Source organism: Paenibacillus sp. FSL H7-0735 (assembly GCF_038008505.1).
GTDB classification, from domain to species: domain Bacteria; phylum Bacillota; class Bacilli; order Paenibacillales; family Paenibacillaceae; genus Paenibacillus_AQ; species Paenibacillus_AQ odorifer.
Map to the genome: position 1 here is coordinate 404,594 of NZ_JBBOZH010000002.1, position 16,712 is coordinate 421,305.

Genomic DNA, 16,712 nt, shown 5'->3' on the forward strand with positions numbered 1-16,712 from the left:
CTATAGTCAAACAAAAAGAGACATTTCCGAGGAAAATGCCTCTATCCAGACTCAAGTTGCGACCTGTATACTGCCTTCGTCAGCTAGTGAAATGGGCAGGTTGCGACGGGTGATTGTTGATAAAGAAAACGAGGGCTGAAATCATATTCTTTTAACGTACGATCATGCCAAATCGGTGTAGACGAAGGTGACATAGGCGGAATCAGCCAGGACCAGCGTCCTGAGACTTTACGCCCCTGCTCGTTCTCCTGTTGCTGGAATCGAACAAATTGATCTGCTGCTGTATGGTGATCCACGATGCTGACACCTGCTTGCTTGAAGGAATGCAGCACTGCGCGATTCAGCTCAAGAAGCGCCCGATCCTTCCAAAGCGTTGTATTGCTGGAGCGATCCAGTCCCATCACATCAGCTATAGCTGGCAAAGTGTTGTATCGTCCGGTATCCCCCAAGTTACGCGAGCCGATTTCAGTCTCCATGTACCAACCGTTAAAAGGAGCAGCCGTGTACAGAATACCGCCAATTTCCAACTGCATGTCCGTGATAATGGGTACAGAATACCAACGGAGCTGAAGCTCAGCAAAACGTTCAATTTCAGGATGTGTTAACGGTACCTCCTGAATGAGGTGATCAGGAATAGGGAAAACGTAAGGATGCCCGTTGCCAATACTGATCACTAACGGCAACACATCATAATCGCCACCTGTTCCTTGCCAACCTAGTTGCTGGCATATTTTTGTGAATTCATCCGATGCCGGATCGCCAGCGCGTCCGTGTTCTTCATCGCCAGGATACCCGGCATAACGAATCAATTGGTGGTTCCAGATCCGAATCCGCTGATTCGGATCTTCTCCGCTGCGGAAGACCGTGATGAGTGAACGAATACGTCCTCCGTTGTTCGCCTTTTCCAGATGTCGCAGCAACGCTTCAGCAACTTGTTCCTCAGTCTCTGCTTGGCGTTCATCGACCAGCTCAATGGATTGCCAAAAAAGACGCCCAATGCAGCGGCTATTGTGGCGCCAGGCCATTCTTGCACCATGCGCTAATTCTTCCGTTGTATGTGTGTAACTGCCTGATTGGTTAATTTCCTCATGTACGGCTAGGATGCGATGATCCGTCTCGGCTTCAGACTTGTCTAGTTCAGCGTAACATTGTCGAATGAAAGCTTCCGCCTGCCGGGTTAATTCTTCGATGTGCTTGCCATTCATATCCCTAATCCCCCATCTACACCCTTGCTTAAACTCTCAATCCAGTATAACATCCCTCTTCCTATGCCACATCTTTCAGGGAACAGCGCATAAGAACAACCCGTGAAGCTTGGAGCTTCACAGGTTGCGGCAGGAACATTTAGCGCTCTGAACGTTTCCCTTGCTTATTCAATGAGGCAAGTCTGCTCTTATCCTCGGTCAACAGTTCTTCAGCCAACTCCACACCTTGAGGACCTAGCCAGTCCTGAGCTTGCTGAATCGCCTGCTCAGTATGTGCCAGGCGGTTCTCAGCCTGTGCCAAAGTCTGTTCTGTTGGATGACTAAGTGCCTGAGAGACAGAGAAATGAAGCTTGCCCAAAGAATTTTTGGCTTGAGTTACATTGTCATTCGCTTGCAGACTGGAATCGGGTTGTTTCATAAATGAAATACGCTCCCTTCTGAAATGCGCCTGTTCTCTTCTAGCATGGTTTGGGTGAAGTAATCTTATGCATTCACTATCTACTGGATAATGGATTGCATAAAGGACGTCATTTCATTACTCGCTTTATTCAGGCGCTCAATGACACCGCTGAATTCAGTGACCAATTCTGCTTGTGAGTGTGAAGAAGCAGAGATCGCTTCAATTTCTTGCTCCATTTGCTTAATGGACTTTTGAACATCACTCAGTGATTTTTCAATATTATGGGTTGCTTCTTTAGTGTTAACGGACAGTTTGCGTACTTCCGTAGCAACCACCCCAAAACCAGCCCCTTGCTCTCCTACACGAGCGGCTTCAATTGCCGCATTCAGCCCAAGCAGGTTCGTCTGCTCAGAAATCTCACGAATGAAGCCGGCAACCTTATTCACTTCTTGTGATTCCGTTACGGCTCTACGCGTATTATCTAATATTTGCTGCGAAGTAGCTGATAATTCCTGAGATTGGGCAGCTACGCTCTGCACCATCTCCATTAGATGACTGCTTATCTCATTAATCTCATCTGTGAATCCTTCAAGCTTATTCTCGTTCTCTAGTGTATAGGCAATGGCAAAAACCCCGATTACATCATCATCCGTTCCGTAGATAGGTACACATGTTGAGATTACAGGAGCTCCATAAATTTCTGCTGGGATTCGGTTAGAGCTTGCTATACCTTTCAGTCCATTTGAAAGCGACAGATCTTCAGGCGGGATAGGGTTACCCTTAACCAATCCGAGATCAATAACTTTACTTGGTGCGTAATAATGGAAGATCTCCCTGTCCGTGATTCCAATCATAATATCCTGCGAGTGAATCTTTTTGAAATAAGGTGCTGCGAGGACTAAGGCATCGATAATACTCATCTCTTCATCTCCCATATAAAAAAAATGTATATGTAGTTTTATCGTCACAATGGGTTATTAAATGAATATTGTCATAGTAGAGTAACAATCCCCACGTATGATTTGTTTATGAATACTATTAGCAGACGACAATTTCTAAAGAAAAGCGCTCAATTGACTCTAGGGCTTCTTGGGACAGCTGGTGCATCCGGCATCTATTCACATTGGATCGAACCCTACTGGCTGGAAATCAAATATGTAGATATTACACTTCCTAGACTTCCTCCAGCCTTCGATAGATTTCGTATCGTTCATTTTAGTGATTTACATCAGGGGGTATATTCCAAGCCGCAAGCTTTAACGGAGTTAGCGCAGCAAATTCAACAGGTAAATCCAGATCTGATCTGTTTCACCGGCGATTTATTAGATCATTCAGCCGATTATATTTCAGAAGCCGTAGCCTTGTGCTCTCAATTGCGGGCCCCCTTTGGACAATATGCAGTATTAGGAAATCATGATGCTTTTGGGACCAGAAAGGTAGTAACGAAAGGGCTAACACAATCAGGCTTCCATGTGCTCCATAATGAACATATCGTCTTAACCCAAGGTACGAACAAGCTTTATATAGCCGGAATAGATGATCCTTGGGTTGGAAAAGCAGACATCGCCCAAGCACTGCTTCATATCCCGGAAGAGGCTTGCACAATTCTCCTTGCCCATGAACCTGATTTCGCCGATGACTTTTGTAAGCTGCCTATAGATCTGCAATTGTCTGGCCATAGCCACGGAGGACAAGTGCGACTCCCATTTGTAGGAGCTTTATATACCCCGCCTCACGGAAGTAAATATTCAAGCGGATTATATCAACTGCCCAACAGCCAACTTCAGGTCTATACCACTCGCGGGATAGGAGTAACTCGTATGCCTGTTCGTTTTAATTGTCGCCCCGAGCTCACCGTAATTACTTTACATTCTTAATGCTAGTGTCTTAATCGTACAAAATGGTTAAAAAGTATATACCTTTTGCATATCTATGCAACAACACTGTAACCGCCTTTGTAATCAAATCTATTTAGGACCTAGGTATAATTGTAGGAGTGATAGAGGAAAAAATATCATATTGCAACTACATAAGCCCATCCTTGGGAAGGAGAGATTAAGTTATGAATAAAAGTATGAAATGGACCTCAGCCATCTTGGCTGCTGGAGTATTGCTTGGAGGGTCGGGACTAGTAGGAGGAACTTCAGTTCAAGCCGCAACTACCGGAGGAAATACGGTAAAACAAGCCGCACAGCAACCCTCTGTAGTGCTTAAATATAAAGGCCAGACCTTATCGCAGCAAGCGAAAATAGTAAACGGCAATACCATGATCCCTTTAACTGTACTACGGGATGCTTTTGGCCTTTCCATTAACTATAATGCAAGCACTAAAACTTATAGTGTGGGCAGCGATTCCATGAAGCTGGACATGGAGGTCTCGGATTACGGTGTTAGTACAACCCTGAATGGCTATTACATTTATAGCATGACCGGCAGTCATGATGTGAAGGTCATCAACGACCGGATTTATGTTCCATTCAAACTCTTGTCTGACTATTTAGGAGTGCAAGGCGTTTATAATCCTTCATTGAAATCACTTGATCTAAGTAAAAAAGTAATGAATGACATCAAAATTACCTCTGAAACCTTAGATAAGAGTAATAAAAATGCTAGTATCAAAGTGCAATATCCAAAAATCAGCGGCTTAACAGATGAAGTACAAACTAAGATTAATGCAATCTTCAAAAAGCAAGCTGAACAATTCGTCGCAGAGAGCGAAGAACAGGCTAGTCATAGAGATGGCACTATAGAGAATAAATATGATTTCTCTCAAACTTTTGTTGTCTCCTTTAACCGCGAAGGGGTTCTGAGCATCGTGACTGACCAATACGGCTATACTGGTGGAGCTCATGGTGGAGCCCTCCGCACAGGATTTACCTTCTCGTTGAAGGACGGCAAGCAAATAGAACTGAAGGATCTGCTGAAGGCAGAGCCAAACTACAAACAAAAGCTAGATAAAATGTTGAAGGAAAGCACCAAGGAGCTAGCTTTTCCAGATACACCTGGCGGACTAACAGAAAAACCAAACTTCTACGTTTCCGAGAGTGGCCTTGCAATCTTCTACCAACAGTATGAAATTGCCCCTTATGCGGCTGGAATTCCTACGTACACCTTTAATTTCAGTTCAATATTACCAAAGGGAACTAACCCATTCGGTGCCTTCAAATAAACTTCTTTTGTAAAAAAAGAGCGTCACAGTCATTAGGACTGTGACGCTCTTTTGGTTTTACAGCTTATGCTTCCAAACTTCCCGCCGGGCCGAAGAATTCATAATGAATTCTGTCTTCAGCCACCTTCCATTCCTTAAGAGCCTTATATATTGCCTTCATAAAAGGAGTCGGTCCGCAGAAATAGAATTCAGAGTTTACGTCTGTTACTTCTTGCAGCCAAGCTAGATCAATATAACCTGTTTTATGGAACGTATCTCCTTCACCTGGAGTTTCATAACATACATAGGATCGTAGGGTAGGATGGGACTGCTCCAAATCCGCCACCATTTCTTTCATAGCATGCAAGCTTCCATTGATGGCTGCATGAATGTACGTTACCTCTCGTTCTGGCTGCGTAGCAATTAACGTCTCCAGCATACTTACCATAGGGGTTAGTCCAACCCCACCGCTAATAAGAACCACTGGACGATCACTATCTTTATTTAGTACGAAATCACCCGCTGGCGAGCTCACTTCCAATATAGCCCCCACTTGAACAACATCATGAAGGAAAGTAGATACGACACCAGCCGGTTTATCGGGCCCCTCACCTTCCCGTTTAACTGTGATGCGGTAATACGACTGTCCCGGCGCACTGGACAAACTATAGTGGCGAACATGGGTGTATTCCTCGTCCTCAGGCTGAACACGAACCGTGATGTATTGACCCGGCAAGTAAGAAGCTATAGCCCCTCCGTCCTCAGGAGAAAGGTAGAAGGAAGTAATAAGTTCACTTTCTTTAACCTTCTTAGTAACCACAAAGTTTCTAAATCCACTCCAACCCCCGGGAATTTCGGCAGCCTCACGATACTTCTCTGCTTCGACACCAATAAAGGCATCTGCGATCACGCCATACGCCTTTGCCCAAGCATCAATAATTTCTGGCGTCGCCGCATCGCCAAGTACTTGCCCAATGGCAGCTAACAAAGTCTCACCTACGATGGGATAATGTTCAGGTAATACTCCCAATGCCCGATGTTTCTCCGCAATCTGTTTTACCACAGGCAAGATATTTCCTAGCTGATCAATATTCATTGCCGCCGCGAGTACGGCGTTAGCAAGTGCAGTCTGCTGTTTACCTTCCCGTTGGTTGGCGTGATTAAATATATTTAGTAACTCCGGATGATTTTCAAATAACATGCGATAGAAAGTAGTTGTGATGGTCTTCCCATGAACCTGCAAGACAGGCACCGTTGATTTTATGATTTCAATTGTTTGTTGATCTAACATCTAAATACCCTCTTTCCTGCAATAAATTAATTCCTCTATAAAAAGCATATAGAAGCTTCGCATGCCATAGTGTGCGTTCAATCACACGGGAAATTGAAAAAATGTGAACGAACCAATAATTGCAATGATATCCATCACAATAACGTACCCAAAATCAAAAAAACTATCCAAGCAGCCATTATAGCTTCCGGGATAGCTTTTTATCTTATTATTTTGACAGCTCCACAAACCCTTCTCCGAATACATCTCTTACATCGTGGATGGTAATAAACGCCTCTTTATCAATGGATTTGACGATTTTCTTAAGCATAGTCACTTCCTGCTTGCTAATCACAATATACAGCAGCTCTTTAGGTGTCTTGGTATAATACCCACGGCCATATATTACTGTGACGCCTCTATCCATAATTCCATTAACCTGTTCAGCAATTTTGTCCTGCTCTTGGGATACAATCGTAACAGCCTTCTTAGGGTTCACTCCCTCAATAATGAAGTCCATTATCTTAGTGGCTACATAGAGCATCACGATCGTAAACATCAGACTTTGTACTCCAATGATGAAATACGAAGCGAACACCACAATTAAATCGACGAGCAGCAGTGCGTAACTAACGTTCCAGTCCAAATATTTATGTAGGATTCTGGCGATGATGGTTGACCCTGCAGTCGTTCCACCCACTCGTATAATCAGCCCGATCCCCACACCTGAGAAGATACCCCCGAATATTGCATTAATTATCAACTCATCACTGCCAATATTCCAATTTTTCGTAAGAATCAGGAATAATGAATTGAAAAACACCGCAATAATCGTGTATACCGTCGTAGTTTTGTCTAGAAATTTGTACCCCACAATTAATAATAAAGCGTTAAGAATCAAACTAACAATACCGGGTGACCACTGATACAAATAGTAAGTAATCATAGTCAGTCCCGTGACCCCGCCTTCACCGAACTCGTTCGGAATCACAAACAAGTTAACAGCCAAGGAGAATAACAAAGCTCCTACAATGATGGAAACAATATCCGAAATACGCTTTTTCATACGATGCCCCTTCTACCCTAGATCTATATCCACAAATACTAACACCGCTTTGATATAGATGCAATCCATCCGAAAGAAGTCAACAGTCTATAGATAAAGTAACCAACCACCCCACCGCTAGTGTTCAAAATAAGATCATCCACATCAAAGGTACCGATATACAATACTAATTGCGTGAATTCAAAACAGAAGCTCAGCGCCAGTGAGAGAAAGAAGACTCTTTGAAACAGCCTTACTTTTTGCGATAACAGCATAGGCACCAAGATCCCAAATGGAATAAAAGCCAACAGATTCCCTACTAAATTAATAGATGAAAAAGGATCTGAAAGTGACAGATTGTCCATCCCCCGTGAGATCTCCTTAAAAGGGATATAGTTGCCACGCCGATTAAAAATCCTGTCTGGATGTTCAAACATACGTCCCGCTTGATCCAAAAGCGATAATAAGTTAACCGGTGCACCTTTAAATAAAATAATTCGGATTAAAAAATACATATAGACGATAAATATCGCTGCCAGCAAAAGGTTTATAGCAGACTTTTTTTTCGGCTCTTTAGTCATTAATATGTAGTAACAATTATGCCATCCATGTTATCGCCTGAAGTCATATATTGCCCTTCCTGTGGAATTTTGATCGTAGTGTATTTGGATACCGGAAAATAACTTACTGTATAAGCTTTACCGTCTACTGTTGTCGAAATCTCTTTGTTCTCCTTCAAGAAATCCAAATATTGCTCTAACACAAGCCCTTTCTCATGAATAATGGCGCTGTGCGGCAACCCTACATAACGGAAATGCCAGGGTTCATATTTTATCCCCGTAATCTCGGTTTTGTCTTTCGGATAGCGGAGAATAAAGCCGTATTTCCAAGCATTTTTTTGCAGCCATTTTCCTTCAGGCGCTTTACTCATTTCTGCTTGGGACGACCCGATATCCAGAGATAATCCTAAATTATGTTCACTATATTGCGCCGGTAAAGCATAGTCCGAGCCTTTTTCCTGATATAATTTCTCTTGCTCTTCAAAGTCCCTGTACCCGCTGCTAATTAAAAAATGATTCACACCCTCTTTTTCGGCAGCTTTGACCATCTTATTGAATTTATGCGCTACACTTTCAGACAAACGAATCGAGGTATCCAGCAGTCCATAACCCTGCACCAGATCCGCCTGCTCATATAAGGTCACGATATCAGGCTTCACACTATCCTCATGTACCGGGTATTGTCTATTCACCAACAACAAATCCCCTTGATACACCTGATCTTGTGTTACCACCTCTAAACTATTGTTATTTGTAATAGATTCTTTGCGAATCTTATCATCGTATCCTAAATTACCCGTATTCGGTAAATAACGAGCCGCTGCATACCCAAGCAACAACACAACCAACGCCAAAAAGCCCCACTTCTTCATCAGCAATGTCCTCCCATTTCCTTGATAGGAATAGAATAACGAAGACACTTTAAAGAAAAGGCGGGACAAATATAAAGTTTTTCTTAAAATATATAAACTTCACTGGCTTTACCCATTAAAAGTATATCCAACGCCCCAGATCGTCTTAATGAATTTATTCTTATTGATGTCTTCGCCCAGCTTTTTGCGCAAGGTACGGATATGCACCATGACCGTGTTCCCACTCTCATAATAAGCATCGCCCCACACCTGTTGAAAAATGCTCTCCGCACTAAACACCTGCTTGGGATGGCTAACCAATAAATGCAAAATATCAAACTCTTTTGGAGTTAACTCTATGACCTCACCATAAAGAGTAACCGTATGCTCATCCGGTGAAATCATCAATCCCCGAACCTCTAGCACCGATTTAGTTATGGCTGCGGGCTGACTGAATTGTATGGAACGCCGCAACTGGGAATTAACCCGGGCGACCAGCTCCATTGGATTAAACGGTTTGGTCATATAATCATCTGCGCCCATAACCAGTCCGGTGATTTTATCAAGATCGGAAGTTTTAGCACTCAGAAAAATAATCGGCAGATGATGATGCTCCCGAATATGGCGGGTTACCTCGTAACCATCCAGCCCCGGCATCATAATATCCAGAATCGCCAAATCTATCGTTTGCGACTCAATGGCTTGTACCGCTGCCCTTCCATCGGACACTTTGAGGATATGATACCCCTCTTTTTGCAAATGCAAGGCCACCAAGTCGGCAATTTCCGCCTCATCATCCGCAATTAAAATGGTGATGCGCTTCATCTATTTTTCACTCCTATAGGTTGTGCTGTACACTCTTCATCCATTATACCCTAAACTCAAAAACCACTCCTAGAAAGAAGTGGTTTCCAATTAAATCTATGATTTATATAGTTTATTTACTTTTATTATAGCTGTCTAACAATAGCTCTAATGAAATACCATTTACTGTGACGCCTGAAAGATTGCAGTCTCTTATATCCACATTCGAAAGATCACAATCTACAAAGGATGTCCCGTTCAGCTGGCATCGCTCAAACTTATTGCCTTTGCCGTACAAATGAATATCGTGGAAATAAGCCTCTCCTAGTTCACTGTTACTAACCTCTATTTCCCACAGCCCCACTTCATTAAACTTAACAGAATGCATATTGATGTCATTAAAGGTGGTACTGCTCATATTAATATTATCGAATCCGGTCCCCTCCATATTTACATTGGAGAAGTTTGTCTTATGCATATCAATATCATCAAATTCACTCTGGCCCATAGCCACACGGCGAAAATTCGTTTCAGTCATTCTTTCATCCTGAAAGACTCTCTTCTTAAATTCGTCCTGTAATTTGTTTTCACTAAGATTATTATTCACTGTACTCAACATCTCCCTTTTTAAGATCGCTCTTGATCTACGGAGTCTACTCTCAACAGCTTCGCTGGATAAATCAAGGAAATCGGCGATTTCCCTAACCTTGTAATTGTCGATATAGTAGAGAATTGTGACTATACGATTAGCTTCTGATAGGGTGTTTAAGGCTTTCCACACATCTTGCTGGAGTTCTTTTCTGAGCAGCTGATCTTCGGTAGATTCTAGCTGCGGAACCTCCATTTTTTGCATGAATTCGTAAGCAGTTTTCTTTTTATTTGACCTAAACCAATCCATGCATTCCCGTGCAGTAACCGCATATAACCAACTGGCGAGTTTCTCAGGCTCCTTCAAGTTGGGTAATTTGCGATAGGTTTTAACAAAAACCTCTTGGGCAATGTCTTGTGCGGTATGAAAATCACCCAATTTACCATAAGCAACCCCGTATACTGCATTGGAATATTTGCCGATAAGTACACTGAATGCATCCATGTCACCTTTACACACCTTATCTACCAGTTCTGCGTCCGTACAAGTCACTATTTTCCTCCTTAACATCAAGCTCATAACATAGACGGAAAAGAGACTCAAAAACCGTCTTTATGCCTGCAAATAAATTTTAATGGAGAGGGGATTTCAACTTTTCTACTATGGTCTTAGCCAATCTGCTTCATCCCCCAAATGTATTCGGATGCTTATTCACCGTGATAATTATATCCTAATTATTACCTAGCTAAAACAATCTGCGAGCCGTCACCAAACGTTTCTTCCACTTGTCACTTAAGGCTTCATAATGAACGCCAAGCTCCTTGGAGTACGTATGTAGGATCTGATTATTTCCCGCGTAAATCGCCACATGTCCAATATCAAGTCCACGTGCACTGAAGAATAACAGATCCCCCTTGCGCAGCTCGTTAATTCCAACCTCTTTGCCCTCTTTGGCCTGATTGTAAGAGACACGTGGCAGGTCAATTGCCAACATATCCTTAAATACATGTCCTACAAAAGAAGAACAGTCAAAGGTTGACGTCTGGTCAGTAGCAGCGCCAAATTCATAAGGCGTTCCCAGATATTTTTCTCCGTAAGCAAGCAGCTCGTTTCCCTGCCGCTCTACAAGAGCAGCACTCGTATAATTGCTATATTTGGGTTTAGCAGAGATATATCCACTCTTGTTATCCTGCGTTCGCACTTCTAACCATAAAGCATCTACTTCTCTAACCACATGTACCTTATCTCCTGCCGACAACATTTGCTGAACCGTTGATTGGGCTGACGAATCTGGCAAACTTCGCAGATTAACTCCATATAGAATTGTCGTATCGTAATCCACTGCCGAGTAGATACGAACAGCACGAGTAGCAGTATCCCACTTCACAGTGCTGCCCAAAGCTTCGCTGACAAAACGCAGTGGCATCATCGTATAACCGCCGGCAATCTGGCCGGGAACGGCTACACTTAAGGAATGGCCATTTTTATTCGCTGCTTGATCGCCAATATGATAGGTCAGCACCAGGTCTCCCTTGGTTGCCTTAACGGTCTTGGTATCATTATTCCAAGTAATCTTTGCCCCTTGAGCTTCAAATAACTTGCGCATAGGGACTAGTACTGTATCGTTTACGAGCAAGGGCTGAGCCTCTAATTGTAGCTGTTGATCATCCAGATAGACGGCTGTAACCGGAGTCTGAGGCGTTGTCCCCGCATAGGCCGGAGCAGTATAGAGCATAGATGTAAGTAGTAAAAGTAACATAGCTTTCTTTTGAAACTTCATGATGTCATCACCTCGTTGATTGATATGTGCACCTATTGTTACTAAAAAAAGGGTAATTAGTTTTGTTACAAATATTGGGGTGAGCATCTAGCTACAGCATAAGCACCTAAAAAAAGAGGACTGCGATCACCTTTCGGTACCACAGTCCTCTTTTTAAGTATGCCCTCATGGAGCCCGCTAGACAGGTTCCTCTACCTCAAAAATGGAATCAATAATGAGCGGAAGATTGTCCCTTACAGAAACAGCACCCAATACAGAACGAGCATGAAGACCCTTGTCTCCGAACACCTCCAGCATTAAATCTGAACAACCGTTAAGCACTTTATGATGTTCTTCAAAGGGGGGATCTGCATTAACGAAGCCTTGAACTTTGACTACTCTTTTCACTTTATCCAAAGAACCTAAAGCTGTCTTAAGGACGGCAAGGATCTCTATACCCGTTAAACGTGCAAAATGGTAGCCTTCTTCGGTAGTGTAGTCTTGTCCCAGCTTTCCTTTGGGATGGCCCGCCGGTCCTTTTCCCGATACAAAACATAAGCCATTAACAATTACGTAGTTAGCGTATTTTGCCGCGGGTTCACTAGCCTCAGGCAGGACAATTCCTAATGCTTCAAGTCTGCTCGCTATAGTGTGCTCTGTCATATCCATCTCCCCCTCCATTATCAACAGCATCAATAATTTAGTAAGATCATAGTTACTACTTAGCTTCAACCTCTGCTTCCCATCTCGATATTTCAGCGCGAACAATTGGTGCTACTTGGGTACCCAATAGCTCAATGGCTCTCATTACATCCTTATGAGGCATCGTGCCAAGCGGCACATGCAGCATAAAACGTGTGATGCCTACTTGCTTGCGCAGGTGAATGATTTTCTCAGCAACGGTCTCCGGGTCACCTACATACAAAGCGCCTTCAAATCTACGTGCCGCATCATAGCTTGCACGAGTGTATTGACCCCATCCGCGTTCCCGGCCAATTACATTCATACTAGCTTGCGTAGAAGGAAAGAACATATCGGCAGCCTGCTGATTGTCCTCTGCAATAAAGCCGTGTGAGTGTGAAGCAACGGGCAGCTTCGACACATCATGTCCCGCTTGTGCTGCAGCCTTCTTATAGAGCTTCACTAGCGGAGCAAACTGTAGCGGACTGCCACCAATGATAGCCAACACAAGCGGTAATCCTAGTAACCCCGCACGAATTACAGATTCTGTATTTCCCCCGCTGCCAATCCATACTGGCAAAGGATTCTGCACGGGACGCGGATAAATCCCCAGATTATTAATGGCAGGACGGTGCGCACCGCTCCATGTTATTTTTTCGGATTCCCGTATTTTGAGCAGCAAGTCCAGCTTCTCATCGAACAGCTCATCATAATGATTCAAATCATACCCAAACAGCGGGAACGACTCGATAAAAGAACCCCGGCCTGCCATGATCTCTGCGCGTCCATTTGAGATTCCATCAAGGGTAGCGAAATCCTGAAACACACGTACGGGGTCATCAGAGGAAAGTACTGTAACCGCACTGGTCAGCCGAATCCGTGTCGTCTGTGAGGCCGCCGCAGCCAGCAAAACTGCTGGAGAAGAAGCCGCATAATCTTTACGATGATGTTCGCCCACGCCAAATATATCTAAACCCACCTGATCTGCAAGCACAATCTCCTCTACGACCTCGCGCAAACGCTGCGCATGACTTATCACTTCACCTGTCTGGACATCCGGTGTTGTTTCTACGAACGTGCTTATTCCTATTTCCACTTACAAATCCCCCTTAACTATAATTTCCTCTTTAAATTGTTTGTTTGATTATAACACAAGTTAAGGTTAAAAAAGCTAATCATTCTGTCCAACCCCAGTTTGTCGAGAAACTCATCCTTAAAATTTGCAAAACCACGCTTACAAATAGAGGATTTTGAAGGAATATGTTGAAACACTCTTAAACAAATAGCCGTTCTCGTAGAACAAATGATCATATGGCAAACCATTAAAATTCAAGGTAACATGAAAGAACTGTTAACCGGGTGGGAGAAGGTGTCACTGAAATGAATATCATGACATGGATTGATTTATTATTATTTTTTGTTTTGTTCGCTTTGTTCATCTACATATTTGCGTCTGTAACCATCACTAACCTACATAAAGCATACTTAGTATTTCATTTTACTATGATGTTATGGCCCTTCTGTCAATTTGCTATCAAAACAACCGACAATCCCAGGTTTCAATTGTTTTATGTGAAGCTCGCATTTATCGACTCGGTTCTGTTAACGATTGGCTGGCTTCTTTTTACGATACTTCTCACTGGAAATTCACATCTCCTTCGAAAAAAGAACACGCTGATCCTATACATTCTCGCAGCATTGATCATAGTAGTAGTGATCGCTAATCCAAACGGAAATTTTGTTCTCCCTATGAACGGCGGATATATCGAAAGATATTATGGTCCGATTTTTTGGCTGCTTATTATCTTCTTAACCACCAGCGTAATGATTTCTCTGTATATCATCTATTCAGCCCTAGTCTCAAACACTACACAGCGGATCAAAAAACAGGTTGCTCATGTGCTCAAAGGGGTGCTGGTGCTAACGGTATTTATATTATTGGATGTTTTTCTTAATGTGGTGTTGCTTAAATCTGATCCAGTTATTCCGGGGCTGACCTCTCTGGGGATCTTAATCTCGGCAATTTTTTTCGTAATTGCTATTCATCGGGATAAAATATTTGATCTCGTAACCATCGCCCATCAGGATATCATTGACACCATTACAGAAGGAATTCTTGTACTGGATGATAGTGAGACTGTAGTAGAAATCAATCGCTCGCTTTTCCCAAGAATCAATCTACAAACCGGTGCTCGCTTTGACGTGTCGACCATCGCACCCATGGAGCAAACTTCCGGAGCTTTCGATTTATTCCTTCATACATACTTGAACCAGCCCATGGAGAGAACCGAGGTTGAACTATTCTACACCTCACTCAATGCATACATTAACATTACTGCCGCGCCGATTGTGGTAGGTGGAATCAGGGTTGGACGCATTCTTACTTTTCAGGACAGAAGCGAGCTGCATCGCCTCATAGCCGAGACCAATCACCAGAACGAGACCCTGCAAGAGCGTAATGCTGCATTAACTGAAATCCAGAATGAACTATCGCAGACCAACCAAAAACTTAAGCAGATGGCCATAACGGACAGCTTAACCGGTTGTTATAATCGTCATTACTTAACGTTACACTTAGAGCATGAAATCATAGAAAATATGAAACTCAAGCAGCCTTTTGCTATCATTCTTCTGGATATCGACTTTTTCAAAACAGTGAATGACAATTACGGCCATTTGATTGGCGATGTAGTTATTTGCAGCACGGTAGAGGTAATTAAAAAAACGCTGAGGGAGACAGATATTCTGGCGCGTTATGGCGGAGAAGAATTTATCATTTATTTGCCAAATACAGATCAAACACAAGCAAACCACTTGGCAAAGCATATCAAATCTATAATAGAAGCTAATAAAGTACATGTAGAGGATGTTGCTCATGCCCTATCAATTACTGTTAGTATGGGACTGCTGTCCATTAGTAATTTTGCAGCTCAATATACAGAAAGCCTGACCAATCAACTAAATGATTTATTCGAATCTGTGGACAAAGCCTTATATCAAGCAAAAAATGCCGGACGAAATCAGATTGTTGAGATTAATAGATAACGTTTAAAATAAAGAATCAGCCTACTTCTGTTGAAGTTAAGCTGATTCTTATTTTTTAGATCTTTTTAACAAACTCGGACTTTAATTTCATAGCTCCAAAACCATCGATTTTGCAATCAATATCATGATCTCCGTCCACTAAACGGATGTTTTTCACCTTTGTTCCTATCTTCAGAACGGATGAGCTTCCTTTTACTTTAAGGTCTTTAATAATAGTTATAGCATCTCCATCATTTAAAATATTTCCGTTGGCATCTCTGACAACCTTGTTCTCTTCACTGCTTTCAGCCTCTGTGTCGAGGCTCCACTCATGCGCACATTCCGGGCAGACGAGCAAACTACCATCTTCATAAGTGTATTCTGAATTACATTTCGGGCAATTTGGCAAAGTAGACATCAAAGTGTCCTCCATTCGTTAATGTAAATCTAGTTGTGGTTCCAGTGCATAGCCTCAAAAGTATATTTCATATTTGGTAAGGTTTCCACTAGATATCAGCAGTAAGTTTGTCTAGATTTCGACAGCGGACAGTAATTCTCAAATATTGTCTTGTATATTTTTTCCTAATTCAATAAGATGGAAATGTCGAATTTTTATGTAAATAGATAGGAGAGTGAGTAATGATTAGTCGCAGAAGTGTTGCATTCGCCATTATTTTGTCATTAATTACATGTGGGCTCTATACAATATATTGGTTTATTGTTCTAACCAATGAGGTAGGCGAACTGAGTGGGGACTATACATTTACAGGAGGAAAACATTTTCTTTTAACGTTGGTTACGTGTGGGATCTGGAGCTTCATTTGGGCCTATCAGGTAGGTAAACATATTGCTGAAGCTCAAAGACAGCGCGGCCAGTACCCGTCAGATAATTCAGTGCTTTATGTGATCCTGACACTCTTTGGTCTGGGTATTGTCACGTATGCCTTGGTACAATCCGATGTTAATAAACTGGTATAAGTTTACGACTTATAAAAGGACACATCCTAAACTATTTTGGGGTGTGTCCTTAAGTCTTGTCGGCGTAGTTTATCTCAAAGCATGGATACCCTTAACCAAGATTAGTATCCCTTGTCCATTTCATGAATGGACTGGATTGTATTGTCCCGGATGTGGAGTCACAAGAGTTATTCTTTCCTTGCTGAAGTTCGACGTTATTCAAGCGTTTAGATTTAACCCGTTGCTGTTTATTTTAGCACCTCTGTATATGTTGTATTGGATTACTAATAAGAAGCAAATCCGGCCTCTTAGCCAGGCAATTATGACTATAATGTTGATTCTGACCGTTACATTTGGAATACTTAGGAATCTCCCGCTGTTTGAATATTTGGCCCCGACAGTAATTCGTTAACAGCAAC

The 16,712-nt window shown here is 42.5% G+C and carries 18 protein-coding genes; 5 read left to right on the forward strand and 13 right to left on the reverse strand.

Going from position 1 to position 16,712, the window contains the following annotated elements; genetic code table 11:
* Positions 1-83: 83 nt before the first annotated feature.
* From NSS82_RS29415 to NSS82_RS29425, 3 genes are all read right to left on the reverse strand, one after another.
* On the reverse strand, positions 84-1,205 hold the full coding sequence (locus tag NSS82_RS29415) for a nitric oxide synthase oxygenase (RefSeq protein WP_076272954.1): 1,122 nt from the start codon (positions 1,203-1,205) through the stop codon (positions 84-86).
* Positions 1,206-1,344: 139 nt separating this feature from the next.
* Positions 1,345-1,623, reverse strand: a complete 279-nt coding sequence (locus NSS82_RS29420; RefSeq protein WP_038573810.1) for a hypothetical protein — start codon at positions 1,621-1,623, stop codon at positions 1,345-1,347.
* A gap of 80 nt (positions 1,624-1,703) precedes the next feature.
* Positions 1,704-2,525 (reverse strand): methyl-accepting chemotaxis protein, encoded by an 822-nt coding sequence (locus tag NSS82_RS29425; protein ID WP_036682244.1) that lies wholly within the window; start codon positions 2,523-2,525, stop codon positions 1,704-1,706.
* A gap of 108 nt (positions 2,526-2,633) precedes the next feature.
* Here NSS82_RS29425 and NSS82_RS29430 point away from each other — a divergent pair, with 108 nt between their 5' ends.
* Together NSS82_RS29430 and NSS82_RS29435 are read left to right on the forward strand one after the other, a co-directional pair.
* Complete coding sequence (locus NSS82_RS29430; RefSeq protein WP_076272955.1) at positions 2,634-3,482, forward strand: metallophosphoesterase; 849 nt, start codon at positions 2,634-2,636, stop codon at positions 3,480-3,482.
* A gap of 185 nt (positions 3,483-3,667) precedes the next feature.
* A complete protein-coding gene (locus NSS82_RS29435) occupies positions 3,668-4,774 on the forward strand; it encodes a PdaC/SigV domain-containing protein (protein WP_076272956.1) in 1,107 nt (368 codons plus the stop codon).
* 64 nt (positions 4,775-4,838) lie between these two features.
* Here NSS82_RS29435 and hmpA read toward each other — a convergent pair whose 3' ends face one another.
* The 9 genes from hmpA to NSS82_RS29480 all read right to left on the reverse strand — a co-directional run bounded on the left by hmpA (position 4,839) and on the right by NSS82_RS29480 (position 13,408).
* Positions 4,839-6,044, reverse strand: coding sequence for an NO-inducible flavohemoprotein (gene hmpA, locus NSS82_RS29440; RefSeq protein WP_076272957.1), 1,206 nt, complete (start codon positions 6,042-6,044; stop codon positions 4,839-4,841).
* A 208-nt stretch (positions 6,045-6,252) separates the two neighbouring features.
* Positions 6,253-7,089, reverse strand: a complete 837-nt coding sequence (locus NSS82_RS29445; protein WP_036682251.1) for a YitT family protein — start codon at positions 7,087-7,089, stop codon at positions 6,253-6,255.
* Positions 7,090-7,127: 38 nt separating this feature from the next.
* Positions 7,128-7,649, reverse strand: a complete 522-nt coding sequence (locus NSS82_RS29450; protein WP_076179234.1) for a VanZ family protein — start codon at positions 7,647-7,649, stop codon at positions 7,128-7,130.
* Positions 7,649-8,500, reverse strand: a complete 852-nt coding sequence (locus tag NSS82_RS29455) for a D-Ala-D-Ala carboxypeptidase VanY (protein WP_038573816.1) — start codon at positions 8,498-8,500, stop codon at positions 7,649-7,651. Before NSS82_RS29455 ends, NSS82_RS29450 begins: the two co-directional genes overlap by 1 nt.
* A gap of 108 nt (positions 8,501-8,608) precedes the next feature.
* Positions 8,609-9,304: a response regulator transcription factor gene (locus NSS82_RS29460; protein ID WP_036682255.1), complete on the reverse strand. Its 696-nt coding sequence runs from the start codon at positions 9,302-9,304 to the stop codon at positions 8,609-8,611.
* Between the two features lie 112 nt (positions 9,305-9,416).
* Positions 9,417-10,424 (reverse strand): sigma-70 family RNA polymerase sigma factor, encoded by a 1,008-nt coding sequence (locus NSS82_RS29465; protein WP_076105097.1) that lies wholly within the window; start codon positions 10,422-10,424, stop codon positions 9,417-9,419.
* A 193-nt stretch (positions 10,425-10,617) separates the two neighbouring features.
* Positions 10,618-11,652 (reverse strand): C40 family peptidase, encoded by a 1,035-nt coding sequence (locus tag NSS82_RS29470; protein WP_036682258.1) that lies wholly within the window; start codon positions 11,650-11,652, stop codon positions 10,618-10,620.
* A 177-nt stretch (positions 11,653-11,829) separates the two neighbouring features.
* Positions 11,830-12,294 (reverse strand): RidA family protein, encoded by a 465-nt coding sequence (locus NSS82_RS29475; RefSeq protein ID WP_076273007.1) that lies wholly within the window; start codon positions 12,292-12,294, stop codon positions 11,830-11,832.
* Positions 12,295-12,349: 55 nt separating this feature from the next.
* Positions 12,350-13,408 (reverse strand): LLM class flavin-dependent oxidoreductase, encoded by a 1,059-nt coding sequence (locus tag NSS82_RS29480; RefSeq protein ID WP_036682260.1) that lies wholly within the window; start codon positions 13,406-13,408, stop codon positions 12,350-12,352.
* A 284-nt stretch (positions 13,409-13,692) separates the two neighbouring features.
* Between NSS82_RS29480 and NSS82_RS29485 the strand changes: the two genes are divergently transcribed.
* Positions 13,693-15,357, forward strand: coding sequence for a histidine kinase N-terminal 7TM domain-containing diguanylate cyclase (locus NSS82_RS29485; RefSeq protein ID WP_076140617.1), 1,665 nt, complete (start codon positions 13,693-13,695; stop codon positions 15,355-15,357).
* 55 nt (positions 15,358-15,412) lie between these two features.
* Here NSS82_RS29485 and NSS82_RS29490 read toward each other — a convergent pair whose 3' ends face one another.
* The gene (locus NSS82_RS29490) at positions 15,413-15,754 is read right to left on the reverse strand and encodes a zinc ribbon domain-containing protein YjdM (protein WP_036682263.1); all 342 of its coding nucleotides are present in this window, start codon (positions 15,752-15,754) and stop codon (positions 15,413-15,415) included.
* Positions 15,755-15,975: 221 nt separating this feature from the next.
* Between NSS82_RS29490 and NSS82_RS29495 the strand changes: the two genes are divergently transcribed.
* Positions 15,976-16,314 (forward strand): DUF4234 domain-containing protein, encoded by a 339-nt coding sequence (locus NSS82_RS29495; protein WP_051491231.1) that lies wholly within the window; start codon positions 15,976-15,978, stop codon positions 16,312-16,314.
* Positions 16,295-16,705, forward strand: a complete 411-nt coding sequence (locus tag NSS82_RS29500; RefSeq protein WP_036682265.1) for a DUF2752 domain-containing protein — start codon at positions 16,295-16,297, stop codon at positions 16,703-16,705. Before NSS82_RS29495 ends, NSS82_RS29500 begins: the two co-directional genes overlap by 20 nt.
* Positions 16,706-16,712: the final 7 nt, after the last annotated feature.

Excerpts from the sequence above, each read along its gene's own strand:
- NSS82_RS29415 (WP_076272954.1), bottom strand. The coding sequence starts at position 1,205 with ATGAATGGCAAGCACATCGAAGAATTAACCCGGCAGGCGGAAGCTTTC.
- NSS82_RS29420 (WP_038573810.1), bottom strand. The coding sequence starts at position 1,623 with ATGAAACAACCCGATTCCAGTCTGCAAGCGAATGACAATGTAACTCAA.
- NSS82_RS29425 (WP_036682244.1), bottom strand. The coding sequence starts at position 2,525 with ATGAGTATTATCGATGCCTTAGTCCTCGCAGCACCTTATTTCAAAAAG.
- NSS82_RS29430 (WP_076272955.1), top strand. The coding sequence starts at position 2,634 with ATGAATACTATTAGCAGACGACAATTTCTAAAGAAAAGCGCTCAATTG.
- NSS82_RS29435 (WP_076272956.1), top strand. The coding sequence starts at position 3,668 with ATGAATAAAAGTATGAAATGGACCTCAGCCATCTTGGCTGCTGGAGTA.
- hmpA (WP_076272957.1), bottom strand. The coding sequence starts at position 6,044 with ATGTTAGATCAACAAACAATTGAAATCATAAAATCAACGGTGCCTGTC.
- NSS82_RS29445 (WP_036682251.1), bottom strand. The coding sequence starts at position 7,089 with ATGAAAAAGCGTATTTCGGATATTGTTTCCATCATTGTAGGAGCTTTG.
- NSS82_RS29450 (WP_076179234.1), bottom strand. The coding sequence starts at position 7,649 with ATGACTAAAGAGCCGAAAAAAAAGTCTGCTATAAACCTTTTGCTGGCA.
- NSS82_RS29455 (WP_038573816.1), bottom strand. The coding sequence starts at position 8,500 with ATGAAGAAGTGGGGCTTTTTGGCGTTGGTTGTGTTGTTGCTTGGGTAT.
- NSS82_RS29460 (WP_036682255.1), bottom strand. The coding sequence starts at position 9,304 with ATGAAGCGCATCACCATTTTAATTGCGGATGATGAGGCGGAAATTGCC.
- NSS82_RS29470 (WP_036682258.1), bottom strand. The coding sequence starts at position 11,652 with ATGAAGTTTCAAAAGAAAGCTATGTTACTTTTACTACTTACATCTATG.
- NSS82_RS29475 (WP_076273007.1), bottom strand. The coding sequence starts at position 12,294 with ATGACAGAGCACACTATAGCGAGCAGACTTGAAGCATTAGGAATTGTC.
- NSS82_RS29485 (WP_076140617.1), top strand. The coding sequence starts at position 13,693 with ATGAATATCATGACATGGATTGATTTATTATTATTTTTTGTTTTGTTC.
- NSS82_RS29490 (WP_036682263.1), bottom strand. The coding sequence starts at position 15,754 with ATGTCTACTTTGCCAAATTGCCCGAAATGTAATTCAGAATACACTTAT.
- NSS82_RS29495 (WP_051491231.1), top strand. The coding sequence starts at position 15,976 with ATGATTAGTCGCAGAAGTGTTGCATTCGCCATTATTTTGTCATTAATT.
- NSS82_RS29500 (WP_036682265.1), top strand. The coding sequence starts at position 16,295 with ATGTTAATAAACTGGTATAAGTTTACGACTTATAAAAGGACACATCCT.